Genomic DNA, 25,336 nt, shown 5'->3' with positions numbered 1-25,336 from the left:
AGACGCACGTCTACCGCACCCGTGCGCCCAGCTTACCGCTACGGGTAAGCGGCGCGGGTCACGCCCCGGGAAGCGACGGGCCGTCCTTGTAGAGCACGGCGGCCGGTTCGGCGTAACTGACGCTGGCCAGCCGCTGATCCGCGAAGGTCAGCGACGTGACACTGGCGAGATTACATTCCCGCAGGTCGGGCCGGTGCCAGAGACGCTTGCCCTCGGCCGCGCGGCGGGACATCCAGATCGGCAGCTGGTGGCTGACACACACGGCCTCGCGGCCCCAGGCGGCCCTGCGAACAGTCTTGATGACCTCGACCATCCGGTCGACGATCTCCTGGTAGGGCTCGCCCCAAGAGGGCTTGAAGGGGTTGTAGAGCCGCTTCAGCACCTGGGGGTCGCGCACCGACCGGCCGGACAGCGACATTCCCTCGAACTTGTTGGCCGCCTCGATGAGCCGGTCGTCCAGGGTCACCGGAAGGTCGAAGGCCTTCTCCAGCGGGACCGCGGTCTCCTGGGTGCGGTCCAGCGGCGAAGAGAACAGGGCCGCGATGTCGTGGCCCTCGAACCAGTCGGCGGCCATCTCCGCCATCCGCTGTCCCCGGTCGCTCAGGTGGTAGTCGGGCAGCCGACCGTAGAGAACCTTGTCGGGGTTGTACACCTCACCGTGCCGGAGCAGGTGGACGACGGTGGTCGTGGTCATCGTGGCAGCTTTCTGTCTCGATTACGGGCTCTGTGTCCGGGACTCGGACGCCGGTTCAGCCCTGGGCCCGGGCCGCCGCCTGCGCGGCCTTGGGCAGGGCCGAGACCACCCTGTCGATGGCGGCGTCGTCGTGCGCGGAGGAGAAGAACCACGACTCGAAGGCCGCGGGCGGCAGGTAGACGCCCTGCTCGAGCATGGCGTGGAAGAACGCCGCGAACACCTTGGTGTCCGTGCCTCGGGCGGTGTCGAAGTCGGTCACTTCGTGGTCGGTGAAGAACACCGTGAACAGGTTGCCCCCGCTCTGGACCCGGTGGGTGACGCCCTCGGCGCTGAGAGCCTTGGAGATCTCGGACTCGACCTGGGCGGAGACCCGGTCGATGTGCTCGTAGACCTCCGGGGTGGCACCGCGCAGGGTCGCCAGGCCGGCCGCCGTGGCCAGCGGGTTACCGGAAAGGGTGCCCGCCTGGTAGACGGGGCCGTCCGGCGCGAGGCGGTCCATGATCTCGGCGCGCCCGCCGAAGGCCGCCGCGGGCAGTCCGCCGCCCATGACCTTGCCGAAGGTCACGAGGTCGGCGGCCACGCCTTCAAGGCCGTACCAGCCGGAGGCGCTGACACGGAAGCCGGTGAGGACCTCGTCGAGGACCAAGAGCGCGCCGCTGGCGTGCGCGATCTCCTTGAGGCGGGCGTTGAACCCGGCCTTGGGCGGGACGACGCCCATGTTCGCGGGGCAGGCCTCCGCGATCACGCAGGCGATGTCGTCACCGTGCTCGGCGAAGGCCCGCTCGACGGCCTCGACGTCGTTGTAGGGCAGCACCAGGGTGTCCGCGGCGCTGGCACCGGTGACTCCCGGCGAGTCCGGCAGGGCGAACGTGGCCAGGCCGGAGCCTGCGGAGGCGAGGAGTGCGTCCACGTGCCCGTGGTAGTTGCCCGCGAACTTGACGACCTTGCTGCGCCCGGTGAACCCGCGCGCGAGCCGGATCGCCGACATGGTGGCTTCGGTCCCGGAGTTGACCAGGCGGACCCGCTCCGCCGGGGTGCGCTCGACGATCAGCTCGGCGAGTTCGACCTCACCGGGTGTCGGAGCGCCGTAGGAGGTCCCGGCCGCGACGGCGCCGTGGAGGGCTTCCACGACCGAGGGGTTCGCGTGCCCCAGGACGAGCGGCCCCCAGGAGCAGACGAGGTCGACGTACTGGCGGCCTTCGGAGTCCGTGAGGTAGGGGCCTTCGCCCTTGACGAAGAACGGCGGGGTGCCGCCGACGGCACCGAACGCGCGGACAGGCGAGTTCACGCCGCCGGGAACGACGGCGGCCGCCCGCTGGAAGAGCTCTGCGGAAGTCTGTTGAGTACCCACCTCACCAGTGTGTCAGCTGTCTCCGCCGCCGTGACCGTGACCCGCCTCGCAGCGATCTTCCTTCCCTCCCGGTGCGCCCAGACACACGTGTGCCCTGCCCCGAAGGGAAAGGGCAGGGCACACGGGCTCGGGGGTCTAGACGTTGGCGCGGGTGTCCTTAGGGGACTGCTGGGTCTCCGGGGGCTGGCCGGGCCTCTCGGCCCGGAGCAGGGGACGGAGGAGGTCGAACTCCGCGAGCTTGTCGACGAGGGCGGTCATCGGGCGGGCCATCACGAGGGAGACCAGCGCGGCGACCAGGGCGCCGACGATGAGGCCGACGGTGACGTCGTGCGGGTAGTGGGCGCCGACGAGGACGCGGGAGAAGGCCTCGAGGACGGCGAACAGGATCGCGGCGACGGCGAAGCGGCGCCAAGCGACGATGACCGCGGCGGCCGCGGCCCCGGCGATGGCGGCGTGGTTGCTGGGGAAGGACCAGTCGCCGATCGGGTCGCACGTGGCGATGGTGCTCAGATCGGTCATGGCCTGACAGGGGCGCAGCTGTTCGAAGAACGACTTGAGCGTGACGCTGGCGCCGTAGGCGATGACCGTGGCGACCGGGGCGAACAGGGCCAGGCCGACCAGTCGGGAGTTGGCGGAGCGGGCCCGCCACCAGGCCATGAGGAAGAGGATCGCGAAGGCACCGAGGAGGAGGTCGGTGCCCCATTCGGCCGCGGTCTGCATCCAGGGGTCGAGTCCGGCACCGAACTCGATCACGGCCCGCGACCAGGCGGCACTGATGGCGAAGATCTCGGAGACCATCTCACTCCATTGGAGACGTGAGGGGAGAAGAGTCGCTGGGACAAGCAGGGGGAAGGCTCGGCGACGTCCCGGTGACGGGACTCCCACGGGCTAATGACTGGAAGGTTCCCATCTTGTCATCTACCGGGGACTCCCAGGTCCGCAAGAGCGGGATCCTTACGGAGGAGCTGGAGTCCGCCCAGCGCAACAATGCTCGCCCCGACACGACTCCCGTGCTCTACCGGTGAGTAATTTGGACTGGTCCACCCGTTTGCCTCCACAGAGCGGAGCTGTCATGGCCACGAACTTCACCACGGCGGACCTGATCGACGACCACGGCGACACCCTGCGCAGCTGCTCCACGCAGTTCCGCCAGTACGGGAGGCACCAGGTCTTCTCCGGACCGATCCGCACCGTCCGCTGCCACGAGGACAACGGGATGGTCAAGCAGGTCCTCAACTCCCCCGGCGGGGGCGCGGTCCTGGTCGTCGACGGAAACGGCTCCCTGCGGACCGCCCTGATGGGCGACCTGATCGCGGAGGCCGCGGTGCGCAACAACTGGGCCGGGGTGGTCATCAACGGCGCGGTCCGCGACACCGTCGCACTGGGCCAGCTGGAGCTCGGCGTGAAGGCCCTCGGTTCCAACCCCCGCAAGTCCCTCAAGGACGCCGCGGGCCGCCAGGACGTTCCGGTCACCTTCGGAGACGTCACCTTCGTCCCCGGTGAGTGGCTCTACAGCGACCACGACGGCATCGTCGTCAACGCCACGGAGATCTGAGCGGGCCGTGGGTTGGCCGCCCGAGGCGAACCGCCCGGGCCGCCCGGGCCGCCCGAAATCGGAGCACGGGTGAACGGCGGGGGCCGGCCAAGACCCCCGCCGTTCATATTCCATGACGGATCCGCCCTGTTCGCCATGGAAGCGCTCGAATCCCCTCAGATCTCGCGGGCGCCGCTCCTGCGCACGGCGACCGCCAAGACCGCCGCGGTGAACACGACCGTGACCGCCGCCATCGGTGCGAACTCGGCGAGCGGAACCCCCGAGCTCAGGCCGACCTGCCCGTTGAGCAGGCCGCTGGGCCCCCACTGGGCGAGGAACGGCAGCTGGCCCACGATCAGGACCACGACCAGGACCAGGACGGAGAAGCCCGCCGTGGCGAGAGTGCTCCGGGCGACCGTCGACACCAGCGCCACCACGGCCACCGCGAAGGCCAGGTACAGCCCGGCCAGGAAGGCACCGAGCAGCGTCGAGACCAGCGGCAGGGACTGGTAGAGGAACGAGGTCACCGCCCAGGCGACCAAGGCGCCCGCCAGGAAGGCCGCGAGGGCGGCGGCTGTGGAGAGCGCGAACCGCGGCAGGACCAGGTCCGAAGCGCGCTTCACGCGTGAGCGGTAGAAGGCGGAGCGGCCCGGACTGGCGTCCACCGACAGCGCAGCCGCGGCCACCAGCACCACCGCCAGCACCCCGAAGGGCGCGGCCAACTCCATGTAGGAGCCCAGGGCGTCCGGCGCGGTGGCCGCCGGGATGACGATGCCCATTCCGGGCTCGGCCATCTCGACGAGGTCCTTCGTGAAATAGGCCGTCAGAGGCCCGAGTGCCCCGAAGACGCCGCAGAGCAGGACCAGGGCGAGCAGGGTGTGGGTGCGGATCAGCCGGGTGGTCTCCAGTCGGTACAGCGTGCCGTTCATCGGTCCGTCCTGTTCGGGAGGGAGAGGTCGGTTCGGTTCGGGGCGGCGGGTCCAGGCGTGTTCGTGAGGGAGAGGAACGCCGACTCCAGGTCCGCCTCGTAGCCGGTCATGGCGACGAGCGGGGTCCGGTGCTCGGCGAGGATCGCGGGAAGGCGGAGTTCGCCGGACTCGGCGTCGACCGCTTCCAGGTACACGCAGTCCTCCTCCACGGCAGCCGCGTGGGCGACCCAGGGCATGGCCCGCAGGCGTCCGGCCAGCTGCTCAGCCGAACCGCGTATCCGGACGTGCCAAGCGTTCGGCCGCCCCTGGTCGGCGATGTCGGCCATCGGGCCTTGGTAGACCATCCGGCCCCTGACCAGAACGGCGACGTCGTCGCAGACCCTCTGCACGTCCCCGAGCAGGTGGCTGGCGAGGATGATCGTGCACTCCCCTCGCAGTGAGGTGATGAGGTCGAGGACGTCCACGCGCCCCTGCGGATCGAGCCCGGAGGCGGGTTCGTCGAGGATGAGCACGTCCGGGCGGCACACCAGAGCGGCGGCGAGACCGAGGCGCTGGCGCATCCCCCGGGAGAACCGGCCGTTGCGCCGGTCGGCCGCCTCGGCGAGCCCCACCCTGGAAAGCGCCCGATCCACGTCCCGCTCCGTCGCGTGGTCCCCCGTGATCTCCGCGCTGAGGGCGACCACCTCGGCGGCGGTCAGCCACGGCTCGAAGTCGGGGACGTCCGGGCACAGCAGGAAACGCGCCCCCGCAGAATCCACACTGCCTTTCCCTTCGGCCCGCATCCCCGCCAGGATCGAGAGCAACGTGGTCTTCCCCGCGCCGTTCGGGCCGACCAGCCCGAATACACTTCCCCGGGGAACTGCGAGGTCGATATCGAAAACTCCGACCCCGTTGCCATAGGAGCGGGTGACTTTCTCAGTGGTGACTACGTATTCTGGCTCCACCGTTTTCTCGGGGCTCATACGACACTCCTGGTCTTGTTCTTCCACTCCTGGTTTCCGACGAAGGGGACAGCGCAACCGATGAGGATCGCGGGGAGCATGAGCCCCACCAGGTAGGCGGCCAGCATCGGTTCTGAGGCGAGGAACCCGACCGCCGCGCAGAGCACGCCGACGAGTGCGACCGCGATCCCCACCGGCCACCGCGCCCTGTCCCACCAGCGGGCGGACAGCGTGTCGTAGTCGGCCTTGGCCCGCAGGAGCGGGACGAGCAACCCCATCCCCACCAGGAACGCGGCCACGAACAGCACCATCATGTGGTCGGTGGACAGGGGAAGTTCCCGGCCGGCCTCAGCGCGGAGCATGACGGTGTGGATGACCAACACGAAGCCGCCCATCAGCACCAGAAAGAGGTCCAGGAGTGCGCGTGCGCCCTTCGCCGACCAGAACACCGGCATCGTGAGCTCTCGCTGAAACCGCGCGGCTATGGGCAGCCCGATCGACAGGATCACCATCAGCAGCACCATGACGCTCGGAGCGGCCGAAGCATACAGCCAGCGCGGGGTCAGCGTGGGTTCTCCGGCCAAATCGACCTTTCCGCTGGGGACCATCCGGGGGAGCTCCGCCCAGTGCGTCCAGGACACCACGGCCATCAGCACGACCAGGACCAACCCGACCGCCGATCCGGCCCACGGGAACTGGAAAGCGCCCCGCCCGTCCTTCCCTTGCTCTTCCTTCACTTTCTCCACCGCTCCTCCGATCTACGTCCCATTCGCCTTCGACAAAAATCTACGAAGAAAACGGAAAGGAGGCATCGGGCCGGAGGCACGGGAGGGTCACGGGCTTTACCGAACCGGGAACATGCCAGAGGTCATGGTCAGGACGTGCTCGTTCCATGACCCCGGAGTACATTTCCCCCGGGCCGGTCTGGGCTATTGTCGAAGAATGAAGTCGCTCGGTTCCCTTCCCGACCTGTCCTCTTGGGTCGAGCTGCGCGAGGACCGCCCGCCGCTCGTTCTCCACCTGTTGTTCTGGGGGGCGGTGACGACCACTCTGCTGATGCTGGCCCTGGCGATCGCGGTCGCCACTGACACAGGGGAGCTCCAGGAGCAGGGGCCTGCCGTCTACGGGCTCGTGATGACCAGCCTGGTCGCCTTGTGCCTTTCCTGTTTCCTGTGGCCCTTCCTTGCGTGGTCCCCGAACGCTCCGTGGCTCCGCAAAGCGGCGAGCGTGGCATTTCTCGTGCTCACCCTGAGCATCATGTTCATCAGCAACCACACAATGTTCCTCGTCGTGTGCGTGGCCACGATGAACGCGGTGGCGGTCTTCGGGATCCCCGGATTCATCGGCTATGCCGCGCTGCTCACCAGCTCGTCCATGCTTGTGATGGTGGTGCTCCCTGGTGAGCCCTTCTACGTAGGACTGGTCCTCGCGGCGGGACTCGTACTCTTGACCGCCCTGTCCGCCTTGGTCTTCATCGGTCTCGTGGTCTCCGCCCAGCGCGCCGAACACACGCGCGCGCTTCTCGCCGAGTTGGAGGAGGCCCACGCCGAGCTGCGCCAGCACGCCGACCGCGTGCGCGAGCTGACCGTGGCCGAGGAGCGCGCCCGGATGTCCCGGGAGATGCACGACAGCACCGGCCACTACCTGACGGCGCTCACGATGTCCCTCTCCAACGCCCTCCGCTTCCGTACGGCCCGTCCCGACGCCGCCTGGGACGAGGTGGACCAGGCCCGGGAGCTGGCTCGTGAGGCGCTCACCGACACCCGCCGCTGGGTGCGCGCGCTGCGCCCGCTCCAGTTGGAGGGGCGCGCGGGCACGGCGGCCATGCGCGCGATGGCTGAGTCCTTCGACGGCGGCGGTGTCCACATCGACTTCACCGATACCGGAACCTGGCCGGAGCTGAGCCAGGAGGCGGAGCTGGTCTGCTACCGGGCGCTCCAGGAGGGGTTGACCAACGCGCTGCGCCACTCGGGCGGCGACCGGGTCGAGGTGGCGGTTGCGGCCTCTCCGGAAGGTGTGTCCGTCTCCGTGGCCGACAACGGGAACGGCGCGGTGGAGGAGACGGTCCGGAGCGGGTTCGGGCTGCGCGGTCTCCGCGAGCGGGTGTCCGCCTTGGCGGGCTCCGTGACCTCCGGCAACCTTCCGGAGGGCGGTTTCCGGCTCCGGGTGACCGTCCCGGCCGCGTCCGCGGATCCCGGCCCTCCCGCTACGGTGACGGCGGGAGGTGTCGCGTGAGCGCGGTTTCGGTGCTGATCGTGGACGACCAGATCCTGTTGCGGCAGGGGCTGCGGAAGCTGTTGGAGATCGAAGAGGGCATCGAGGTCGTCGGCGAGGCGGCCGACGGGGTCGAGGCCTTGGAGTTCCTGGCAGCCGCACCGCCCCCCGGCGTGGCCCTGGTGGACGCCCGCATGCCGCGCATGGACGGGATCGAGCTCGTCACCCGGATGCGCGCCGAGTACCCGGACGTGCCGGCGGTCATCCTCACCACCTTCGACGACGACGAACTCGTCTTCGGCGGCCTGCGCGCGGGCGCCCGCGGCTATCTGCTCAAGGACGTCCCACCGGACGAGCTGGTGCTGGCCATCCGCCAAGCGGCCCGGGGCGACACGGTCCTCGGCGGCCCGGCCGCGGAACGCCTGGTTGCGGCCTTGGGCGACCCCGTTCCCTCCGCTCCCCCGGCGTCCCCGGCACCTCCGGAGTCCCTGCTGTCCGAGCGCGAGGAGGAGGTGGCGCGCCTGGTGGGCGGGGGCGCCACCAACCGGGAGATCGCCCGGACCCTGTTCATCACCGAGGGCACGGCGAAGAACCACGTCACGAACATCCTCCGCAAGCTGGAGCTGCGCGACCGCACCCGATTGGCCCTGTGGTTCAACGAGCGCGGGGAATGAGATAGCGGGTGCCGACCAAGCATGGACGGGGTCAGTCCACTCGGACCGACGTCAGGATGGCCTCCAAGTCATCGGTGCCGGCCTCGCCACCGTCCGGTTGTGCCGCCTCGTGCAGGACCACGTGCAGCATCGTGAAGTCGTCGGTTCCGGTGTCCACCACCAGCGTGGTCCCGGACAGGTCGGTGTTGTACCCCATGTCGGCGCGGGCGGCGTCGGGTGCTCCAGGCACCTCGAACTCCGTGACGCCGCGCGCCTCGAAGCCCTCGTTCAGCGGGCCGATGAACCCGCTCAGGAGGTTGGCCGCGCCCATCGCGTCCGCTGCCGGACCGTCGTCCGGGGACTTCTCTGCGAGAGTCGCGCTGGTATAGGCGAGCACGGTCCCGTCGTCTCGGACCAGACCGTGCTGGAGGGCCTCGGAGTCCATGGCGAAGTCCTCCGGGGACTCCTCGATCGGCTCCCAGTCCTCGGGGAGGTCGTAGGCGAGTCCTTCGCCCTCAACGGTCGTCGTGGGCTCCTCCGCCTCTTCAGGCTGTCCGTCTCCGGGCTCGCCGGCCCCGGTCTCCGTGTCGGCGGGCGTCTCCTCCACGGCGTCCTCCGCAGCTCCGTCGCCCGCCTCGTCTCCGTCTCGGCAGGCGCCGACCGACAGCACGACGGCAGCGCAGAAAGCCATCATGCGCAGGGGCAGGGGTGGTTTGCGTTGCGTAGTCTCACGCACACGAAGTTAGAGCATGGCGCAGAGCAGCCGGTTCACTCTGGCCGGATACGGCCAAACCGCCCGAAAGGCACCGGTCAGGCCGGGGTCAGCCCGTGAACTCCTCGCTGGCGTCGTTGAGGATGTCGAGTACCGCGATCGGGTCGGGGAGCACGACCGAGCCCTCTACGTCGCGCGGAGCCCGGATCCAGGTGACGCGTCCGCCGGAAGCCAGGACGGAGGGGGCGCCGAGGACGAAGCTGTCCCGGCAGTGCCAGCGCAGCCCCGGCATTTCCTCGACGGACTCGGGGACGCAGTCCAGGTGGCAGGACCACCACTCGTCCTCGTCCATCGGGGAGCGGGTGGCGGCGAAGAACAGGTAGCGCGAGTCCAGGGAGGCGACCGGGCCCGCCGGGACACCGGAGCGGCCCATCCGGGCCAGGGCCATCACACCGGCCTCCCGGGGCACGTCTAGGACGTCGAAGACCCGGCCGGTGGGCAGGACCACGTTCGCGCCCGGGTTCGCCGTCCACCAGCGTCGGATCGTCTCCGTGTCGGTGCTCGCCTCCACGCCCCAGGCAGCGTTGACCGGATGTGCCGCCGGGTCGGGACAGCCCATCCGGTCGCACGTACACGCCCGGTCCTCACCGGGGGCCGCGCCCCGGACCACGGGCCAGCCCAGGCCCGCGTAGCGCAGTGCCGACTCCAGCATGCTGTCCGTCGCGTGGCGTCGTTTCCTTCGGTACAGCACGTCGGCCATCTGGTCTCCCCGGTCGTCGTCGGTGCGGGCGCGGCCGACTGTGAAGAGTGGCCCGGCGCCCGGCGGCCGCGACCGGGGCGTGGGCCTGGCCGCGTCAGCGGAGCAGACGGGCCGCCTCGGTGGCCCAGTACGTGAGGATCTGTTCGGCCCCCGCGCGCCGGTAGGAGGTCAGCGTCTCCAGGATCGCCCGCTCCCGGTCGAGCCAGCCCTTCTCTGCCGCCGCCTCGATCATGGCGTACTCACCGCTCACCTGATAGGCCGACACGGGTACCGGCGCGGACTCCGCGACCTTGGCCACCACGTCGAGGTAGGCCAGGCCCGGTTTGACCATCACCATGTCGGCGCCCTCGGCGACGTCCAAGGCCACCTCGCGCAACGACTCGCGGACGTTGGCCGGGTCCTGCTGGTAGCCGGCGCGGTCCCCGAACCGGGGTGCGCCCTCGGCCGCCTCGCGGAAGGGGCCGTAGAACACGGACGCGTACTTGGCGGCGTAGGCGAGGATCGGCACCTGCGGGTACCCGGCCCGGTCCAGTCCGGTGCGGATCGCCCCGACCTGACCGTCCATCATCCCGCTGGGCGCGACCACCGCGGCTCCGGCCTCAGCCTGGGCGGCGGCGATGGACGCGTACCGCTCCAGTGTGAGGTCGTTGTTGACGTGCCCGCTCTCCTCCAGCGGCCCGCAGTGGCCGTGGTCGGTGTACTCGCACAGGCACAGGTCGGCCATCACCACGATGTCCGTGCCGACCTCCGCGGACAGGTCGCGCAGGGCCGCTTGGACCACGCCGTCCGGGTCGTCGGCCTGCGAGCCCACACTGTCCTTGTGCTCGGGGATCCCGAACAGCATCAGCCCGCTGACCCCGGCCGCGGCCGCCTCACCGGCGGCCTTGCGCAGACTGTCACGGGTGTGCTGCACCTGGCCGGGCATCGAGGAGATCGGCACCGGCTCGGTGATCCCCTCCTTGACGAACATCGGCAGGATCAGGTTCTCCGGGAGCACCCGGGTCTCCGCGGCCAAGCGACGCAGCGCAGGGCCTCGGCGCAGGCGGCGCGGCCTGGCGACGGGAAACTCGGCGTCGTGGCTGGCAGCGGTCATTTCTGGGCTCCCGGATTGTGGCGGCACGGGTAGTGGCGGCGTGTGGACGGTTCTGCGGCGCCGGGGCCGCGGCCCGGTCGGGCTCAGAGCTTGCGGCGGCGGCCGCGGCGCTTCTGACTCGGCTTGAGGACGGGCTTGCCCGCCTCGATCGCTTCCCGGCGCTTGGCCGCACCGTACTCCGAAAGTGCCCCCGCGAGGGCGGAAACCGAGGCTTTCGGCGCCACGACGTCGACCCGCAGGCCGAACTCGATGGCGGTCTTCTCCGTCTCCGGGCCGATCACGGCGATGGCGGTGGTGTTGTGCGGCTTGCCCGCGATCCCCACCAGGTTGCGCACCGTCGAGGACGACGTGAAGAGCACGGCGTCGAACCCGCCGCCCTTGATGGCCTCGCGGACCGGCTGGGGCGGGGGCGCGGCGCGCACCGTGCGGTAGGCCGTGACGTCGTCGATCTCCCAACCGAGGTCGGTGAGGCCGGCGGCGAGGGTCTCTGTGGCGATGTCCGCGCGCGGCAGCAGGACCCGCTCGATGGGGTCGATCTCGGCGTCGTAGGGCGGCCACACCGACACCAGGCCCTTGCTGGACTGGGCGTCTTCCGGCGGCTCCAGGTCGGGCTGGATGCCGAAGTCCCGCACCGCCTGCGCGGTGGCCTCTCCGACCACGGCGACCTTCACACCCGCGAAGGCCCGGGCGTCCAGTCCGTAGGACTCCAGTCGTTCGCGGATGGCCTTCACGGCGTTGACGGAGGTGAAGGCGACCCACTGGTAGCGGCCGGTCACCAGGCCGCGTACGGCCCGCTCCATCTGCTGCGGGGTGCGGGGCGGCTCCACCGAGATGGTGGGCACCTCCTCGGGTACCCCGCCGTAGCTGATGAGCTGGTCGGACAGCGCCGCGGCCTGCTCCTTGGTGCGGGGCACCAGGACGCGCCAGCCGAACAGCGGACGGGTCTCGAACCAGGAGTGTTCGGCCTGGCGGGCCACCGGCGCGCCGACGACCATCAGCGCGGGCGCCGTGACGTGGTGGTTCTTGGCGTCGGTGGACTTGAGCTCGGCGACCAGGCGGGCCAGCGTCGAGGTGACCGTGGTCTGCCTCGTGGTGCCTCCGGCGCGGATGACGGCGACCGGCGTGGTCGCGGGGCGCCCGCCCGCGATGAGGGTCTTGCACAGTACGTCGAACCCGGGGCCCTGGTGCTCGGGTGCCTCCCCCGCGGGTGCGTCCGCGCCCAGGATGACCAAGGGGGCGTCGCTGGCGGCGGCCTCCGCCCAGTCGACCTCCTTGTCGCCGTGCGGTCGGGCGTGCAGGACACGCACCTCGGCGCTGGCGTCGGTGAGCAGGGGAATGCCGCCGAAGGTGGGCACGGCGGTGACTGAGGAGACGCCGGGGGCGACCTCGACCTCGATACCCGCCTCCTTGCACGTGGCGACCAGCTCGGCGCCGCGGCAGCCGAAGAAGGGGTCTCCGGAGTACAGGCGCACGACCCGCTGGCCCTCGCGGGCCCGGGTGACGGCGAGGGCGTTGATGTCGCCGCCGCACTCGGCGGCCTCGACCACGGACACGTCCTCGGCGCAGTGGGCGAGCAGTTCCGCCCGGAACCCGGAGAGCTCCTCACCCGCGGGCTCGCGCAGGGTGACGACCACGTCGGCGTTGCGCAGCAGCTCGGCGCCGCGCAGGGTCAGCAGGTCAGCGCCGCCCGGACCGGAACCGACCAGGGCGACGTGGCCGGGCCGCCGAGCGGCGCGGGGTTCCTCCGGCTGGGCGTTGGCGTTGGCGTTCACGTACTGGCTCCTCGTGTGTGGGTCGCCCGTGCCCTGGATCCGGCCTCCGGGGCGGTGACGGTGAGGCGGGGGCGACCCGCGCGGGTGTTGCCCAGCAGCTGAGGTGCTGCCCGGGTCATCGGATTCAGGTGTTCTGGGGTTCGTCCCTCTCGGCGAAGGCCTCGGCGACGATGCGGTCGGCGCCCTCGGCGATCATCTGGCGGGCCAGTTCCCGGCCGAGCGCGACGGCGTCGTCGAGCTTTTCGGGCGAGTCGAGATCGATGGTCTTCTCCCTGCGCACGGCGGTGGCCCCGTTGGTGGCGACCACGGCGGCCCGCAGGCGCAGGGTGCCCGAACCGTACTCGGCGAAGGCACCGACCGGGGCGGCGCACCCCGCCTCGAGTTCGGCGAGGACGGTACGCTCCGCGACGACCTCGGTGCGGGTCGGCGCGTGGTCCACGGAGGACAGGTAGGCGAGGTCGGCGTCCGCGCGTTCGGTGCGGCACTCCACGGCCAAGGCGCCCTGGCCCGGGGCGGGCAGCATCCGGTCGGGGCCGAACACGTCGGTGACCCGGTCCCGGCGGCCCACGCGGCCGAGTCCGGCGTAGGCGAGGATCACGGCGTCGAGCTCGCCGGAGGTGACCTTGCCCAGGCGGGTCTCGGCATTGCCGCGGATGGGCAGGTAGACCAGGTCGGGGCGGAGCGCGGCCAGCTGGGCCACGCGGCGCGGGGAGCCCGTACCGACCTTGGACCCGGCGGGCAGGTCGGCGAACTCGAGACCGTCCCGGGCGCACAGGGCGTCGCGGGGGTCGTCGCGCTCGGGGATGGCGGCGAGGACCAGGCCGTCGGCGGGCGTGGTGGGCAGGTCCTTGAGCGAGTGCACGGCGAAGTCGATGGTGCCCGCGACCAGTTCGTCGCGCAGGGCGTTGACGAAGACACCTGTGCCGCCGAGCTGGGTCAGGTGGGCCTTGGTGACGTCGCCGAAGCTGGTGATGAGCTCCAGGTCGATCGCCTTCCCGGTCCGCTCCGTGATCGTGTCGGCGACCCCGCGGGACTGGGTGGTGGCCATGGTGCTGCGGCGGGTGCCGAGCTTGGCGGGTGTGCCGGTCATGCCTTCTCCTGCGCGGACCGCGCCGCGGTGTCGGGTGCGGGGTCGGCCGCGATCTCCGGGGCCTTCAGGTCGAGGTCGAACAGTTGGCGCAAGGCGGCCTCATAGGACTCCCCGTCGGGGTCCGCGGCCAGCTCCTTCACGCGGACGGTAGGTCTGTGCAGGAGCTTGTCGGCGACGCGGCGCATCGCGCGGCCGATCTCCTCGCGGGTGCGCTCGTCCATGTCGTCGGGCAGGCGGCCGCGGAGGCGGGCGAGCTCGGCGTCGACGACGTCGCGGGCCTGGGTGCGCAGGGCGACGACGGTGGGTGCGACCTCGCTGGCTCTGCGGACCGCGCGGAACTCCCCGACCTCCTCGTCGACGATCCCGCGGACGAGGGTGAGCGCATTGGAACGCTCTCCGGCGGTATCGGCGCTGGAGGCGGCCTGCCTGAGGTCTTCGATGTCGACCAGTCTGACCCCGGTCTGCTCTCGCACGGCGGGGTCGATGTCGCGGGGCAGCGCGAGGTCGAGGAAGACGAGGGGCCGGGTCCGGCCCCGGGTCGCGGCGGCCACGGCGTCGGCGGTGAGCACGAGGCCTTGGGCTCCGGTGCAGGAGATGACAAGGTCGACGTCGGCGAGGGAGTCGGCCGCCTCGGAGAAGGGCACGGTGTGCGCGTGCACGGTGTCGTAGGCCTCGTTGAGGCATTCGGACAGGCGGGCGGCGCGCTCCCGGGTGCGGTTGGCGACGATGACCGTTCCGGCGCCCTGGCGGGCGACGGTGTTGGCGGAGAGCGCGCTCATGGAACCGGCCCCGAGGACCAGCACACGGGTGCCCGTGAGCGGGCCGGAGGGAAGTTCCGCGCTGAGGACCCTGGGTTGGTCCCGGGCGGGCGCCTCCGCGGCGCCCTGGCCGGGCAGTGCGCCCTGGCCGGACATGGGGCAGCCCGCGGGCGGGGTGACGTCGGCGACCGGGGTACCTGGGACCGGGGTCACCGCCAGGTCGCGCGTGGCGACGGTGAGGCCGAAGCTGACCATGTCCGCCCCGGCGTGGTCGAGGTGGGTCTCGGTGTGGGCGCGCTTGCCCACGCGCAGCGCGCGCTGGCCGAGGTCGTTGAGGACCCGGCCGACCGAGCCGGTCTCCTGTCCCTCCTTGAGGGCGTCGCGGACCTGGCCGAGGATCTGGCCCTCGCCGACGACCATGGAGTCGAGGCCGCAGGTCACGGAGTACAGGTGGCGGACGGCGTTGTCGTCGAAGTGCACGTAGAGGAACTCGGAGAGTTCACTGAGGGACACGCCGGTGTGCCAGGAGAGGAGTTCGGTGACGGCCGCGACCCCGCCGTGGTAGGCGTCGACGTCGGCGTAGATCTCCGTGCGGTTGCACGTGGAGACCACCATGACCTCGTTGACCGCGTCGGAGCCGACCATCTCCCCGACCGCACTGGCACGCGTCTCCCCGTTCAGCGCGACACGTTCGAGTAGCGCCACCGGCGAACTCCGATGGCTCAACCCCACGGCCAGGACACTCATCCGCACTCCTATGCAGGCACTATGTCTCTCCATGTTCGGGCACGGCCGAGTACCCCCGCCGTCAGCCCCCCGAAACGCGGCACACGCTCGCTCTTCGGCACCGCTCTCCGGACCCCGGACGCACAGAGAACGTCCCGGGACCCTGCGGTCTCACGTCACTCCCAGTCCCGCCCGCTGCGGATGGCCGTCACCGTCGGCCCGGCGCTGCGCGTGGAAGGCCAGGATCTGGAGTTCGATGGACAAGTCGACCTTACGCACATCGACCCCGTCCGGCACATTCAGCACGACCGGAGCGAAGTTGAGGATGCTGGTCACCCCGGCCTCAACGAAGCGGCTGGCCACCCCTTGAGCGGATCCGGCCGGCGTGGCGATGACGCCGATCGAAACGCCCCTGGAACGCACAACCTCTTCCAGGCTGTCAATATGCCTCACATCCAGCGACGCCACGGTCCTGCCGACCACCTCCGGGTCGGCGTCGAGCAGGGCCGCGATCCTGAACCCGCGCGTGCCGAATCCCCCGTAGTTGGCCAGTGCGCGGCCCAGGTTTCCGATGCCGACGATGGCCACGGACCAGTCCTGGGTGAGACCAAGCTCACGTGAGATTTGATAGATGAGGTATTCCACCTCGTAACCCACGCCACGTGTTCCATAGGACCCGAGGTGGGAGAGGTCCTTGCGGAGCTTCGCGGAGTTCACTCCGGCGGCGTTGGCCAGCGCCTCGGAGGAGACAGTGGCCGTACCCCGTTCCTGCAGGGATTGAAGGGCTCGAAGGTAGACCGGAAGCCGGGCGACGGTGGCCTCCGGTATTCCCCGCTCCCGGGGCCGGGGTGGACGATTGGTCACAGGCAAGCGCTCCTGGGGGCCGGGTCGGGTCGGGCGGGGTGCGGGCCACGCACGAATCGGACGCAGGGCGCCGGGTCCGCGCGCTTCCCCGACCTACGGGTCTGGGCCTCCAGATTACGTGCTTGTGAAAGCACGCACAAAGTGGGGTGCCGTGTGACGCCGGGATCGCGAGTTCCCACAAATGGGGCCCTTGCCGACCAGTTCGAAACGGGAGATCACATCACCGGCATTCCGCCCGGACAGGGAGCAGGCAGAGCACGGGCAGAGAATGGCACCGCCGTCTTTCCCGGACTGACGGCGGTGTGTTTCCCCGTTGGAGAACCGCCCTTCAGGGAGAGAGCTCGGAACGCAGGCGCTCCTCCGAAACCCGCCAGAAGTCGTGCCTGCGCCCGTCGACGAAGGTCACCGGGACCTTGTCCCAGTACTCCTCCCGATCCGCCTCGGACACCCCGTCGAGCTCCTGCTCGGCGCGGTCCGCACCGAGCTCGTCCGTCACACGGGTGATGACCGACCACGCGTCCTCACACAGATGGCATCCGGGCTTGCCCAGCATCACCACCCGCGCCATCCCCGCCCACTCCGAGGTTTCCGGCATGTTTCCCTCCGATTCCGTCATGTTTTCGACCTCTCATCCCCCCGCGAAGGGCGGTAGGACCTCGATCACAGTCCCGTCCGTAACCGCGACCTCACCGTGCGCCCGCTTGCCGACCGGGTGCTCGTCGACCAGGAGCGAGGAAGCCCCGAGTACACGCTGGAAACGGTCCTCGGGGTGCAGTTGACACGCCACTTCGAGAGCGGCCGCGAGGGTGTCGGCTTCGACGGTCTCTTCGGCCGTTCCGGCCGCTTCCTTCGCCGATGCCCAGTACCGGATAGTGCACTTCGCCATCTATTGATTATCCTTGGTGTTGCTCGGAGGCGACGAATTCAACAAATCTTCACCGGGGGCAATGGCGCCTTCGATCGCCCGCGGCAAGCGGGCCGACGAGAAGAGACGCATGAGCCATCTGCTGCTACTGACGAACTCGAACGAACCGTCTGACCACGTCCTACCCGCCCTCGGACTCCTCCTGCACTCGGTGCGGGTGGCGCCCGCGGAGGCCGGCGCCCTCCTGGCGTCCGGTGCCAGTGGGAACTCCAGCACCCCCGTAGACGCCATTCTGGTCGACGCGCGTACGGACCTGGCGGCGGCCCGCAACTTCTGCCGCCTGCTCGACACCACCGGACTGGACTGCCCGCTGCTGGTCATCCTCACCGAGGGCGGCGTCGCGGCGCTCACCCCGGACTGGCAGGCCGACGACTTCGTCCTGGCCACCGCGGGACCGGCCGAAGTCGAGGCACGCCTCCGCCTCGCCGTCGGCTCGGCCGGCGCGCGGGTCGACGACCCGGACGAGATCCGCCGAGGCGACCTCGTGATCGACGAGGCGACCTACATCGCCCGGCTCCGCGGCCGCATCCTCGACCTCACCTTCAAGGAGTTCGAACTGCTCAAGTTCCTGGCGCAGCACCCCGGCCGGGTGTACACCAGGGCCCAACTCCTCCAGGAGGTCTGGGGCTACGACTACTTCGGCGGCACCAGGACCATCGACGTCCACGTAAGGCGGCTACGCGCCAAGCTGGGATCGGAGTACGAGTCCCTCATCGGCACGGTCCGCAACGTGGGCTACCGCTTCGTTCCCGACCCCGCGTCCAAGTCGGGGGCCGCTGCTTCCGTCCCGGCTGAAGCAGCAGGGGAAGCCGATCCGCTGCCCGCCGCCCGTTCCGCTGAGGCCGGTGCCACGTAGGGGCACGGGGACTGCAGGACCAGGACTCATCGGCTACGGGTATTCCGGGGCGCCCGCGTTCGGCGCCCCGGCGCCTTTTGCGCCCTCTCGCGCCGCTCCGCTCCGATTTCTCCCCTTGACACGCCATCCGTCCCGAATCCAACGACGAGCGCTCTCGAACTCGGCGGCCACACCGCATAGGATCGGGGGCGCACCCGACACACGGGCATGGCAGGCGTGGCGGAGCCCAACGGCCGGGTGCGGCCCGAGCCGCAATGGCGCGCCCCCGGAGGAGTGAGCTCGCACCGATGCCCACCGCCGCGACAACCCCCGCTGTCCCTGTTACCGCGAGACTCCCCCACAGACGCCGCCTGAGCATCGCCCTCGGCGCCGCCTTCGTCGGCTCCACCCTCATCGCCGTGATGGCCCCCGCGCACGCCGAACCGGCAGCCGTCGGCTTCGCCTTCACGAGCACCTCCGACTCCGTCGAGAAGGGCTCGTCGGCGGAGAACACGCTGACCGTGACCAACCTGGGTGACGCCACCGTCTGCCTGCTCGGGCTCGACGTCGACGGCCCCTTCGAGGCGGCGGAGTTCTCCGAGCAGTCACTCGAATCCCGAGGTGAGGCCCACAGCGCGGTCACCGGCACACCCGAAGAGACCACCGACGTGGTCGCGACGCTGCGCTACGTGCTCCCCGACCCCGGCACCGAGTGCACCGACGTCGACGACGCGGACGCGGTCTCAATCCCCTCAGACACGTGGACGGTCGAGGTCACCGACCCCGAGCCCTCCGAACCGCCGGAGGAGCCGACCGAGACACCGACGGACGAGCCGACGGAGGACCCCTCCGAGACGCCGACCGACGAGCCGACGGAGGACCCCTCCGAGACGCCGACCGACGAGCCCACCGAAGACCCCTCCGAGACACCGACCGACGGCCCCACCGAGGGGCCCGACGCGCCGGATCCCGGAGACCCTTCGGACACCCCCTCTGAGACCCCGCCCTCGGACGGCAACGACGAGAACGAGGACACCGGTTCCGGTGGCGGTGACGGCAGCGGCGGTGGCGGTGGCGGCGGTGAGGCCGGAGGCGGCGGGAACACGCCCAACGTCCCCGGGAACTCCCCCAGCTCCGGCGTCGACAGCGTGCCCACCAGCGACGCCGACATCCCCACGCTCCCGCGCAACGAGGCGGACCTGCCCGACCTCTCCCCGGGATCGTCGGAGGACTTGGCCGAGCTGCCGATGGTCACCCCGACCTCTGAGGACGAGGACGAAGACACCGAGACGGAGGTCGCCGCCGACCACTCCGAAATCGGTTCCTCCGTCACCCCCGCGGTCCTGCTCGCGGCGTTCCTACTGGCACTGCTGCTGGCCGCACCGCTCGCGCCGACCCGCCGGGTCCGGCTCGGCACCGGCTACCAGGGCAAGCGGCGCCGGGCATAACCCGTCGGACGCGCTACGCGGACGTCGGGGCAGACAGGACCTTAGAGCTTGCTGACAAGGGGTGTTGGGGTCCCCTGCCCTTGGGGTGTGCCCCTGTCCCCGGGGGGTGCGGGTTTCCGCGCGGGCTTGGGGTCCAGCGTGGGAGCCCGTGGGCGGCGGCCCGTGGGCGGCGGCCCGTGGGCGGCGGCCCGTGGGCGGCGGCCCGTGGGCGGCGGCCCGTGGGCGGCGGCCCGTGGGCGGCGGCCCGTGGGCGGCGGTTTGCTGTTGGGTACGGGTGGTTTCCCCGTTTCCTGCCGCTTGATGGTGGCCGTCTCCGCTGCGCGCGTCAAGGTCGTCGCCGTCGAAGCGCTGGCGCGCTATCGGAGGCGCTCCACCTTGACCCGCTTCGCTGCGACGGCGGGTCGGCGGCAGTCAGGAAACGGGGGACGTGTGGTCGGGGCCCCAAGGGGGCCCTTCGGGCCCCGAGCCTGCGGCCCGAAGGGCCGGGCTTCGCCCGGTCCGGCCGTGGCCGGCCGGACCCCTCCCCATACGCCCGGCTTCATCAGCCAGCGCGTCCCAATCCAGTGACCAGCCAGCGACGAAGGACCCGAACAGGCCGGGCGCATGGCCGAGCGCGTCCCACCGGGCTTTCGGCCAGGCTCAGGCCCCCTCATCGAAGTTGATCTTGCCCCCAGCTCCACCCTCGACGGCCGAGGGTTGAGACAGGGGCAAGATCATCGGGGATCAACCGGTTTCGGACGCAACGGACACCCCCACCAAGCCGGTTCCGGACACCGGGGCCGCCCCCCCGGGGGGGCGGCCGCTACCCCCGGTGGAGGCACCCGGGACACCGACCCCCCGCCCAGAAGCACCCGGGGGCCAGTGAACCCCCTCCCTGGAGGCAAACTCGGCGCCCAAAATGCCTCCAACAGGGGGGCTCACCACGCCCCACCCCACACCCCACCGGGCCACCGGCACCACCCGCACCCGTATGGGCCACCCACCACCGAGCCGCCAGACCGGTGGGACGCGCCCAGCCATCCAGGCACCTGTTCGGGCCCTTCGTCGCCCACCCGCCACTGGATTGCGACGCGCCTGCCGACACAACCAGACCCACGGGCAGGAACCCGGCCGGCCACGGCCGGACCGGGCCGCAGGCTCGGAGCAGTTCCCGGCCGAAGGCCGGGGCATCCACAGCCCCGACCACACGCCCCCCGTTTCCTGACTGCCGCCGACCCGCCGTCGCAGCGAAGCGGGTCAAGGTGGAGCGCCTCCGATAGCGCGCCAGCGCTTCGACGGCGACGACCTTGACGCGCGCAGCGGAGACGGCCACCATCAAGCGGCAGGAAACGGGGAAACCACCCGCACCCAACAACAACTCCAGCCACCCTCAACCCCCACCCCCACACCCGCGTGGACAGGTACACACCCCAAGGCCAAGGGACCCCGACACCCCTTGTCAGCAGGCTCTTAGGACGCCTGGGTGGCCGGGTCCTCGGGGCCCGAGGTCTCGCGCCCGGGGCGCCCCCAGCGGCACTGTCACTGCGCATCTCTCAGTCGACAGCCAAATCCGGACAGGCCCCACTGTGCAATGCTGCCGAGCTGGCGAGGCAGTGCACAGCAGGGGAACTCCTTCATCGGCCTTGTGCCAGCACCACTGGACACGCCCGCCCGTCGCCCACCACCAACCCTCAACGGACGCCTACAGCGCAGCACCTTCCGCCCGTCGCCCACCACCAACCCTCAACGGACGCCTACAGCGCAGCACCTTCCGCCCGTCGCCCACCGCCAACCCTCAACGGACGCCTACAGCGCAGCACCTTCCGCCCGTCGCCCACCACCAACCCTCAACGGACGCCTACAGCGCAACACCCCCCTCGCGACGGGCAGCATCCACCGAACACGCCTTAGGATTCGGGCTCATGAGCACCCCGCTAGTCACTGACAACCTCGCCCCGGAACTCGTCGGCCCCGTCCTGGCCTTGGCCGAGGAGGCACGGGTCACCGACGGGATCGCGCCGCTGTCCGAACAGACCCTGCTACGGGTCAGACACGGCGCCCCGTCGGGCAGCAGCCGCTACCACGTGGTCACCGACGACGGCGCAGTCGTGGGCTTCGCGCTCGTCGAACGGACCGAAGGCGAACCCGACTCCGGCGAAGTGGTGGTCGCCCCCGCCCACCGGGGCCGCGGACACGGATCCGCGCTGCTGCGCTCGGTTCGCGACGACGCCGGACCCGACGGGGTCCGCGTGTGGGCACACGGGCGGACCCCCGGGGCGGTGTCGGTGGCGGCGGCCGACGGGTGGGTCACCGTCCGCGAGCTGCACAAGATGCGCATGCCCCTGCGGGACCTGGGCGCTGAATGGCCCGGCGGCCCCTGGAGCGCGCCCGAACTCCCCGCGGTCGCGCTGCGGCCCGAGGTCGCGGAGCAGGTACAGGTCCGCCCCTTCGTGGTGGGCCAGGACGAGCAGGCCTGGCTGGAGGCCAACGCGCGCGCCTTCACCGACCACCCCGAGCAGGGCTCGCTGACCCTGGACGACCTGCTCCAGCGCGAGGTCGAGGACTGGTTCGACCCCGAGGGCTTCTTCGTGGCGGCCACGGACAGCGGGACCATCGCCGCCTACCACTGGACCAAGACGCACGCCGACGGCGCCGGCCTCAGCGACGACGAGACCGTGGGAGAGGTCTACGTGGTGGGTGTGGACCCGGCTTGGCAGGGCACCGGCCTGGGCCGTGCGCTGACCCTTGCCGGGCTTCACCACCTGCGCGACGCCGGGTTGCCCTGGGTTCACCTGTACGTGGACGGAGACAACGAGGCCGCGGTGCGCCTGTACGAGTCCCTCGGGTTCTCCATGTGGGACACGGACGTGATGTTCGCGCCCTCCGAAGGCGCGGAGCCCGCCGGTGGCGCGGACTGAGCCGACCGGGTCCCAGCGGGCTCCCGGGCCCGGACACCCCTCGGCTGACGTGCGACTGGTCACATTCACCGAGCGAACCCCTTGGAGCCACGGGAGTGCGATTTCTCGTTCATCTTCCGTTCACCTTCTCTGGGACAACTGGTCACCTCCTGCGCCTACCTTCACATTCGGCGCGGATCGTCTGCCTTCCGCGCGTCGACCGTGACACGGCGGTCATCTCCCGTGCGGTTCACGGGCAGTGGCACACAGACCGAGCGACCGGCCCCACAACCTTTTCCGAACCGGAGAATCCATGACGACCACGGACGCGCCCCAGGCGGCACCGCCGCCCACGGGCAAGCGCCGGATCGGCGATGTCGTATTCGCCGGGCTCGCCCGAAGCTCGGGCCTCCTGATCCTCGCGATCCTCGCGGGTGTGGCCGCCTTCCTGCTGATCCAGGCCTGGCCGTCGCTCTCCGCCAACACCTCGAACTTCCTCACCGACACGGCGTGGGACGCCAACGTCCGGGAGAACCCGTCGTTCGGTGTGCTGGCCCTGGCCTTCGGCACGGTCCTGGCGGCCGCGATCGCGCTGCTCTTGGCCACCCCCGTGGCGATCGGCATCGCGCTCTTCATCGTCTACTACGCGCCCCGGAAGCTCGCCACCACGCTCGGCTACCTGGTCGACCTGCTCGCCGCGATCCCCAGCGTGGTCTACGGCCTCTGGGGCATGATGGTCCTCGCCCCGCAGCTGGTGCCGGTCTACGAGGGCATGTCCGAGCACCTGGGCTGGATCCCGCTCTTCGAGGGTCCCACCTCCACCTCAGCCAGGACCCTGCTCACCGCGGGCATCGTCCTGGCCGTCATGATCCTGCCCATCATCACCGCGATGTCCCGCGACGTGTTCCACCAGGTCCCGCAGGCCCACCGTGAGGCAGCGCTGGCCATGGGCGCCACCCGCTGGGAGATGATCCGGCTGGCCGTGCTGCCCTTCGGCAAGTCCGGGATCGTCGGCGGCGCCATGCTCGGCATGGGGCGCGCACTGGGCGAGACCATGGCGGTCGCCATGATCCTCTCGCCCTCGCTGGCGGTCTCCTTCAACCTGCTCCAGAGCGGAAACCAGACCATCGCCGCGCACATCGCGCTCCAGTACCCCGAGGCCACCGGGTTCGGCGTCTCCGCGCTGATCGCCGCCGGCCTGGTCCTGTTCGCGATCACCCTGGCCGTCAACATGGCCGCCCGCTACATCGTGGCCCGGGGCAACAAGGAGTCCGCATGAGCATGACGACCACGCAGCCTCCCGAGCCCGAGACGGGTGCGGTCGAGAACGAGCTGCGCTCCGTGACCCTGCCGAACCGCTTCCCCGCCGTCCTGCTGGCCTCCTGCGCCATGGTGGTCGCCGGGGTGCTGGCCGCGTTCTCCTCCTTCGGCATCGTCCTGTGGGCACTGCTCACCGGTGTCGCCTACACGGTGATCATCGTGACCGCATCGGCGCGGATGGAGGGCGGTCGCAAGGCCAAGGACCGCCTGGTCACCGCACTGGTCTACTCGGCCTTCCTCTTGGCCATGGCCCCGCTGGTCTCGCTCCTGTACACCGTGGTGACCTTCGGTCTGGACCGCTTCGGCTGGAACTTCCTGACCGTGTCCATGAACGGTGTCCTGCCGAGCATGGACGCGGGCGGCGCCTACCACGCCATCATCGGCACCCTGATGATCACGGGCATGGCGACGCTCATGTCCGTACCGATCGGTGTGCTCACCGCCGTCTACCTGGTGGAGTACGCGCAGGGCCGCCTGAAGAAGGTCATCACCTTCTTCGTGGACGTCATGACGGGCATCCCCTCCATCGTCGCCGGCCTCTTCGTGGTCGCGCTCTGGATGATGATCTTCGGTCCGGGCAACACCAACGGCGCGGCGGGCGCGATCTCGCTGGCCGTGCTGATGATCCCCGTCGTGGTCCGCTCCAGCGAGGAGATGCTGCGGCTGGTACCCCGGGACCTGCGCGAGGCGTCCTACGCCCTGGGAGTGCCCAAGTGGCGCACGATCACCAAGGTGGTGCTCCCCACGTCGGCCGCCGGTCTGACCACCGGAATCATGCTCGCCATCGCGCGCGTTATCGGAGAGACGGCACCGCTGGTGCTCACCACGGGCTCGTCCGCCGTCTCCATCAACTGGAACCTGTTCGACGGTCAGATGATGAACCTCCCGGTGTTCATCTTCTCCCAGTTCCGCATGGGCGGAGCCGTCAACTACGAGAGGGCATGGGCGGCGGCGCTCACACTGGTCCTCACGGTCATGCTCCTGTTCCTCACGGCACGCGTGATCGGCAGCCTCTTCTCACCCAAGACCCGCTAGAGCACACGAGGTACACCCTGTGGCGAAACGAATCGACGTCTCCGGACTCCACGTCTACTACGGTGACTTCCTTGCCGTCGAGGACGTGTCCATGACCATCGAGCCCCGGTCGGTGACGGCGTTCATCGGGTCCTCTGGCTGCGGCAAGTCGACCTTCCTCCGCACCCTCAACCGGTTGCACGAGGTCACCCCCGGCGCCCGGGCCGAGGGCAAGGTCCTGCTCGACGACCTCGACATCTACGGCCGCGAGGTCGACCCGGTGATGGTCCGCAGCGAGATCGGCATGGTCTTCCAGAAGGCCAACCCGTTCCCCACGATGTCGATCTACGACAACGTGATCGCCGGGGCCCGGCTCAACAACTCCCGGATGAGCCGCTCCGAAGCCGATGACCTGGTCGAGGAGTCCCTGCGCGGCGCCAACCTCTGGGAAGAGGTCAAGGAGCGCCTGAACAAGCCGGGCGCGGGCCTGTCCGGCGGCCAGCAGCAGCGCCTGTGCATCGCCCGGGCCACTGCGGTCAAGCCGTCCGTGCTGCTCATGGACGAGCCCTGCTCCGCTCTGGACCCGATCTCGACGCTGGCGATCGAGGACCTCATTCACAACCTGAAGGAGGAGTACACGATCGTGATCGTCACCCACAACATGCAGCAGGCCGCCCGCGTCTCCGACCAGACCGCATTCTTCAACCTGTCGGCCCCGGGCAAGCCCGGCAAGCTCATCGAGATGGGCGAGACCAACCAGATCTTCACCCGCCCGGAGAAGAAGGACACGGAGAACTACATCACCGGCCGCTTCGGTTAAGCCGACA

24 protein-coding genes are annotated in these 25,336 nt (G+C 70.4%); 9 read left to right on the top strand and 15 right to left on the bottom strand.

The features are described 5' to 3' along the window. Window positions 1-58: 58 nt before the first annotated feature. The 3 genes from ACYVDG_RS18370 to ACYVDG_RS18360 all read right to left on the bottom strand — a co-directional run bounded on the left by ACYVDG_RS18370 (window position 59) and on the right by ACYVDG_RS18360 (window position 2,843). A complete protein-coding gene (locus tag ACYVDG_RS18370) occupies window positions 59-694 on the bottom strand; it encodes a histidine phosphatase family protein (protein ID WP_460754095.1) in 636 nt (211 codons plus the stop codon). Between the two features lie 55 nt (window positions 695-749). Next, complete coding sequence (gene hemL, locus ACYVDG_RS18365; protein ID WP_460754092.1) at window positions 750-2,045, bottom strand: glutamate-1-semialdehyde 2,1-aminomutase; 1,296 nt, start codon at window positions 2,043-2,045, stop codon at window positions 750-752. A gap of 135 nt (window positions 2,046-2,180) precedes the next feature. Continuing rightward, window positions 2,181-2,843 (bottom strand): phosphatase PAP2 family protein, encoded by a 663-nt coding sequence (locus ACYVDG_RS18360; RefSeq protein ID WP_460754088.1) that lies wholly within the window; start codon window positions 2,841-2,843, stop codon window positions 2,181-2,183. A gap of 274 nt (window positions 2,844-3,117) precedes the next feature. On the opposite strand from ACYVDG_RS18360, the gene rraA reads away from it, so the two are divergent. Next, window positions 3,118-3,600: a ribonuclease E activity regulator RraA gene (rraA, locus tag ACYVDG_RS18355; RefSeq protein WP_460754084.1), complete on the top strand. Its 483-nt coding sequence runs from the start codon at window positions 3,118-3,120 to the stop codon at window positions 3,598-3,600. A gap of 155 nt (window positions 3,601-3,755) precedes the next feature. Here rraA and ACYVDG_RS18350 read toward each other — a convergent pair whose 3' ends face one another. From ACYVDG_RS18350 to ACYVDG_RS18340, 3 genes are read right to left on the bottom strand one after another with little or no spacing between them, the layout of a single operon-like run. After that, window positions 3,756-4,508: an ABC transporter gene (locus tag ACYVDG_RS18350; protein WP_460754082.1), complete on the bottom strand. Its 753-nt coding sequence runs from the start codon at window positions 4,506-4,508 to the stop codon at window positions 3,756-3,758. Next, window positions 4,505-5,470: an ABC transporter ATP-binding protein gene (locus ACYVDG_RS18345; protein WP_460754079.1), complete on the bottom strand. Its 966-nt coding sequence runs from the start codon at window positions 5,468-5,470 to the stop codon at window positions 4,505-4,507. Before ACYVDG_RS18345 ends, ACYVDG_RS18350 begins: the two co-directional genes overlap by 4 nt. Next, entirely contained in the window at window positions 5,467-6,195 is a 729-nt protein-coding gene (locus ACYVDG_RS18340; RefSeq protein WP_460754076.1) for a hypothetical protein, read from the bottom strand. The genes ACYVDG_RS18345 and ACYVDG_RS18340 overlap by 4 nt, the downstream gene beginning before the upstream one ends. Before the next feature lie 196 nt (window positions 6,196-6,391). On the opposite strand from ACYVDG_RS18340, the gene ACYVDG_RS18335 reads away from it, so the two are divergent. Both ACYVDG_RS18335 and ACYVDG_RS18330 read left to right on the top strand, forming a co-directional pair. After that, window positions 6,392-7,684, top strand: a complete 1,293-nt coding sequence (locus ACYVDG_RS18335; RefSeq protein WP_460754073.1) for a sensor histidine kinase — start codon at window positions 6,392-6,394, stop codon at window positions 7,682-7,684. Continuing rightward, window positions 7,681-8,337 carry a response regulator gene (locus ACYVDG_RS18330; protein WP_460754070.1) on the top strand — a complete coding sequence of 219 codons (657 nt, stop codon included), beginning with the start codon at window positions 7,681-7,683 and terminating at the stop codon, window positions 8,335-8,337. Before ACYVDG_RS18335 ends, ACYVDG_RS18330 begins: the two co-directional genes overlap by 4 nt. A gap of 31 nt (window positions 8,338-8,368) precedes the next feature. Here ACYVDG_RS18330 and ACYVDG_RS18325 read toward each other — a convergent pair whose 3' ends face one another. The 9 genes from ACYVDG_RS18325 to ACYVDG_RS18285 form a co-directional block, all read right to left on the bottom strand. Continuing rightward, window positions 8,369-9,052, bottom strand: coding sequence for a hypothetical protein (locus ACYVDG_RS18325; protein ID WP_460754067.1), 684 nt, complete (start codon window positions 9,050-9,052; stop codon window positions 8,369-8,371). 85 nt (window positions 9,053-9,137) lie between these two features. Next, window positions 9,138-9,740 (bottom strand): bifunctional DNA primase/polymerase, encoded by a 603-nt coding sequence (locus tag ACYVDG_RS18320; protein ID WP_460754308.1) that lies wholly within the window; start codon window positions 9,738-9,740, stop codon window positions 9,138-9,140. A 142-nt stretch (window positions 9,741-9,882) separates the two neighbouring features. After that, a complete protein-coding gene (gene hemB / locus ACYVDG_RS18315) occupies window positions 9,883-10,881 on the bottom strand; it encodes a porphobilinogen synthase (RefSeq protein WP_460754063.1) in 999 nt (332 codons plus the stop codon). A gap of 83 nt (window positions 10,882-10,964) precedes the next feature. Beyond that, the gene (locus tag ACYVDG_RS18310; RefSeq protein WP_460754060.1) at window positions 10,965-12,653 is read right to left on the bottom strand and encodes a bifunctional uroporphyrinogen-III C-methyltransferase/uroporphyrinogen-III synthase; all 1,689 of its coding nucleotides are present in this window, start codon (window positions 12,651-12,653) and stop codon (window positions 10,965-10,967) included. Between the two features lie 124 nt (window positions 12,654-12,777). After that, a complete protein-coding gene (gene hemC, locus ACYVDG_RS18305; RefSeq protein WP_460754057.1) occupies window positions 12,778-13,743 on the bottom strand; it encodes a hydroxymethylbilane synthase in 966 nt (321 codons plus the stop codon). Then, complete coding sequence (locus ACYVDG_RS18300; protein ID WP_460754054.1) at window positions 13,740-15,248, bottom strand: glutamyl-tRNA reductase; 1,509 nt, start codon at window positions 15,246-15,248, stop codon at window positions 13,740-13,742. The genes hemC and ACYVDG_RS18300 overlap by 4 nt, the downstream gene beginning before the upstream one ends. 150 nt (window positions 15,249-15,398) lie before the next feature. After that, window positions 15,399-16,091 carry a redox-sensing transcriptional repressor Rex gene (locus ACYVDG_RS18295; RefSeq protein WP_460754051.1) on the bottom strand — a complete coding sequence of 231 codons (693 nt, stop codon included), beginning with the start codon at window positions 16,089-16,091 and terminating at the stop codon, window positions 15,399-15,401. 328 nt (window positions 16,092-16,419) lie between these two features. Further along, window positions 16,420-16,686, bottom strand: a complete 267-nt coding sequence (locus ACYVDG_RS18290; RefSeq protein ID WP_460754048.1) for a glutaredoxin family protein — start codon at window positions 16,684-16,686, stop codon at window positions 16,420-16,422. Window positions 16,687-16,719: 33 nt separating this feature from the next. After that, on the bottom strand, window positions 16,720-16,977 hold the full coding sequence (locus ACYVDG_RS18285; RefSeq protein WP_460754044.1) for a MoaD/ThiS family protein: 258 nt from the start codon (window positions 16,975-16,977) through the stop codon (window positions 16,720-16,722). Window positions 16,978-17,086: 109 nt separating this feature from the next. On the opposite strand from ACYVDG_RS18285, the gene ACYVDG_RS18280 reads away from it, so the two are divergent. The 6 genes from ACYVDG_RS18280 (at window position 17,087) to pstB (ending at window position 25,329) form a co-directional block, all read left to right on the top strand. Further along, window positions 17,087-17,872, top strand: a complete 786-nt coding sequence (locus tag ACYVDG_RS18280; protein WP_460754039.1) for a winged helix-turn-helix transcriptional regulator — start codon at window positions 17,087-17,089, stop codon at window positions 17,870-17,872. 287 nt (window positions 17,873-18,159) lie between these two features. After that, on the top strand, window positions 18,160-19,299 hold the full coding sequence (locus tag ACYVDG_RS18275; protein ID WP_460754035.1) for a hypothetical protein: 1,140 nt from the start codon (window positions 18,160-18,162) through the stop codon (window positions 19,297-19,299). Window positions 19,300-21,200: 1,901 nt separating this feature from the next. Further along, window positions 21,201-22,196 carry a mycothiol synthase gene (gene mshD / locus ACYVDG_RS18270; RefSeq protein ID WP_460754032.1) on the top strand — a complete coding sequence of 332 codons (996 nt, stop codon included), beginning with the start codon at window positions 21,201-21,203 and terminating at the stop codon, window positions 22,194-22,196. A 292-nt stretch (window positions 22,197-22,488) separates the two neighbouring features. Continuing rightward, a complete protein-coding gene (pstC, locus tag ACYVDG_RS18265; RefSeq protein WP_460754029.1) occupies window positions 22,489-23,454 on the top strand; it encodes a phosphate ABC transporter permease subunit PstC in 966 nt (321 codons plus the stop codon). Next, the gene (gene pstA, locus ACYVDG_RS18260) at window positions 23,451-24,530 is read left to right on the top strand and encodes a phosphate ABC transporter permease PstA (protein WP_460754026.1); all 1,080 of its coding nucleotides are present in this window, start codon (window positions 23,451-23,453) and stop codon (window positions 24,528-24,530) included. The genes pstC and pstA overlap by 4 nt, the downstream gene beginning before the upstream one ends. Before the next feature lie 19 nt (window positions 24,531-24,549). Next, window positions 24,550-25,329, top strand: a complete 780-nt coding sequence (gene pstB, locus ACYVDG_RS18255; protein ID WP_460754021.1) for a phosphate ABC transporter ATP-binding protein PstB — start codon at window positions 24,550-24,552, stop codon at window positions 25,327-25,329. Window positions 25,330-25,336: the final 7 nt, after the last annotated feature.

The sequence above is a fragment of the Nocardiopsis oceani genome (assembly GCF_054777395.1).
Note: the sequence above shows the minus strand (reverse complement) of the source record. Positions and strands in the feature narration are given on the sequence as shown.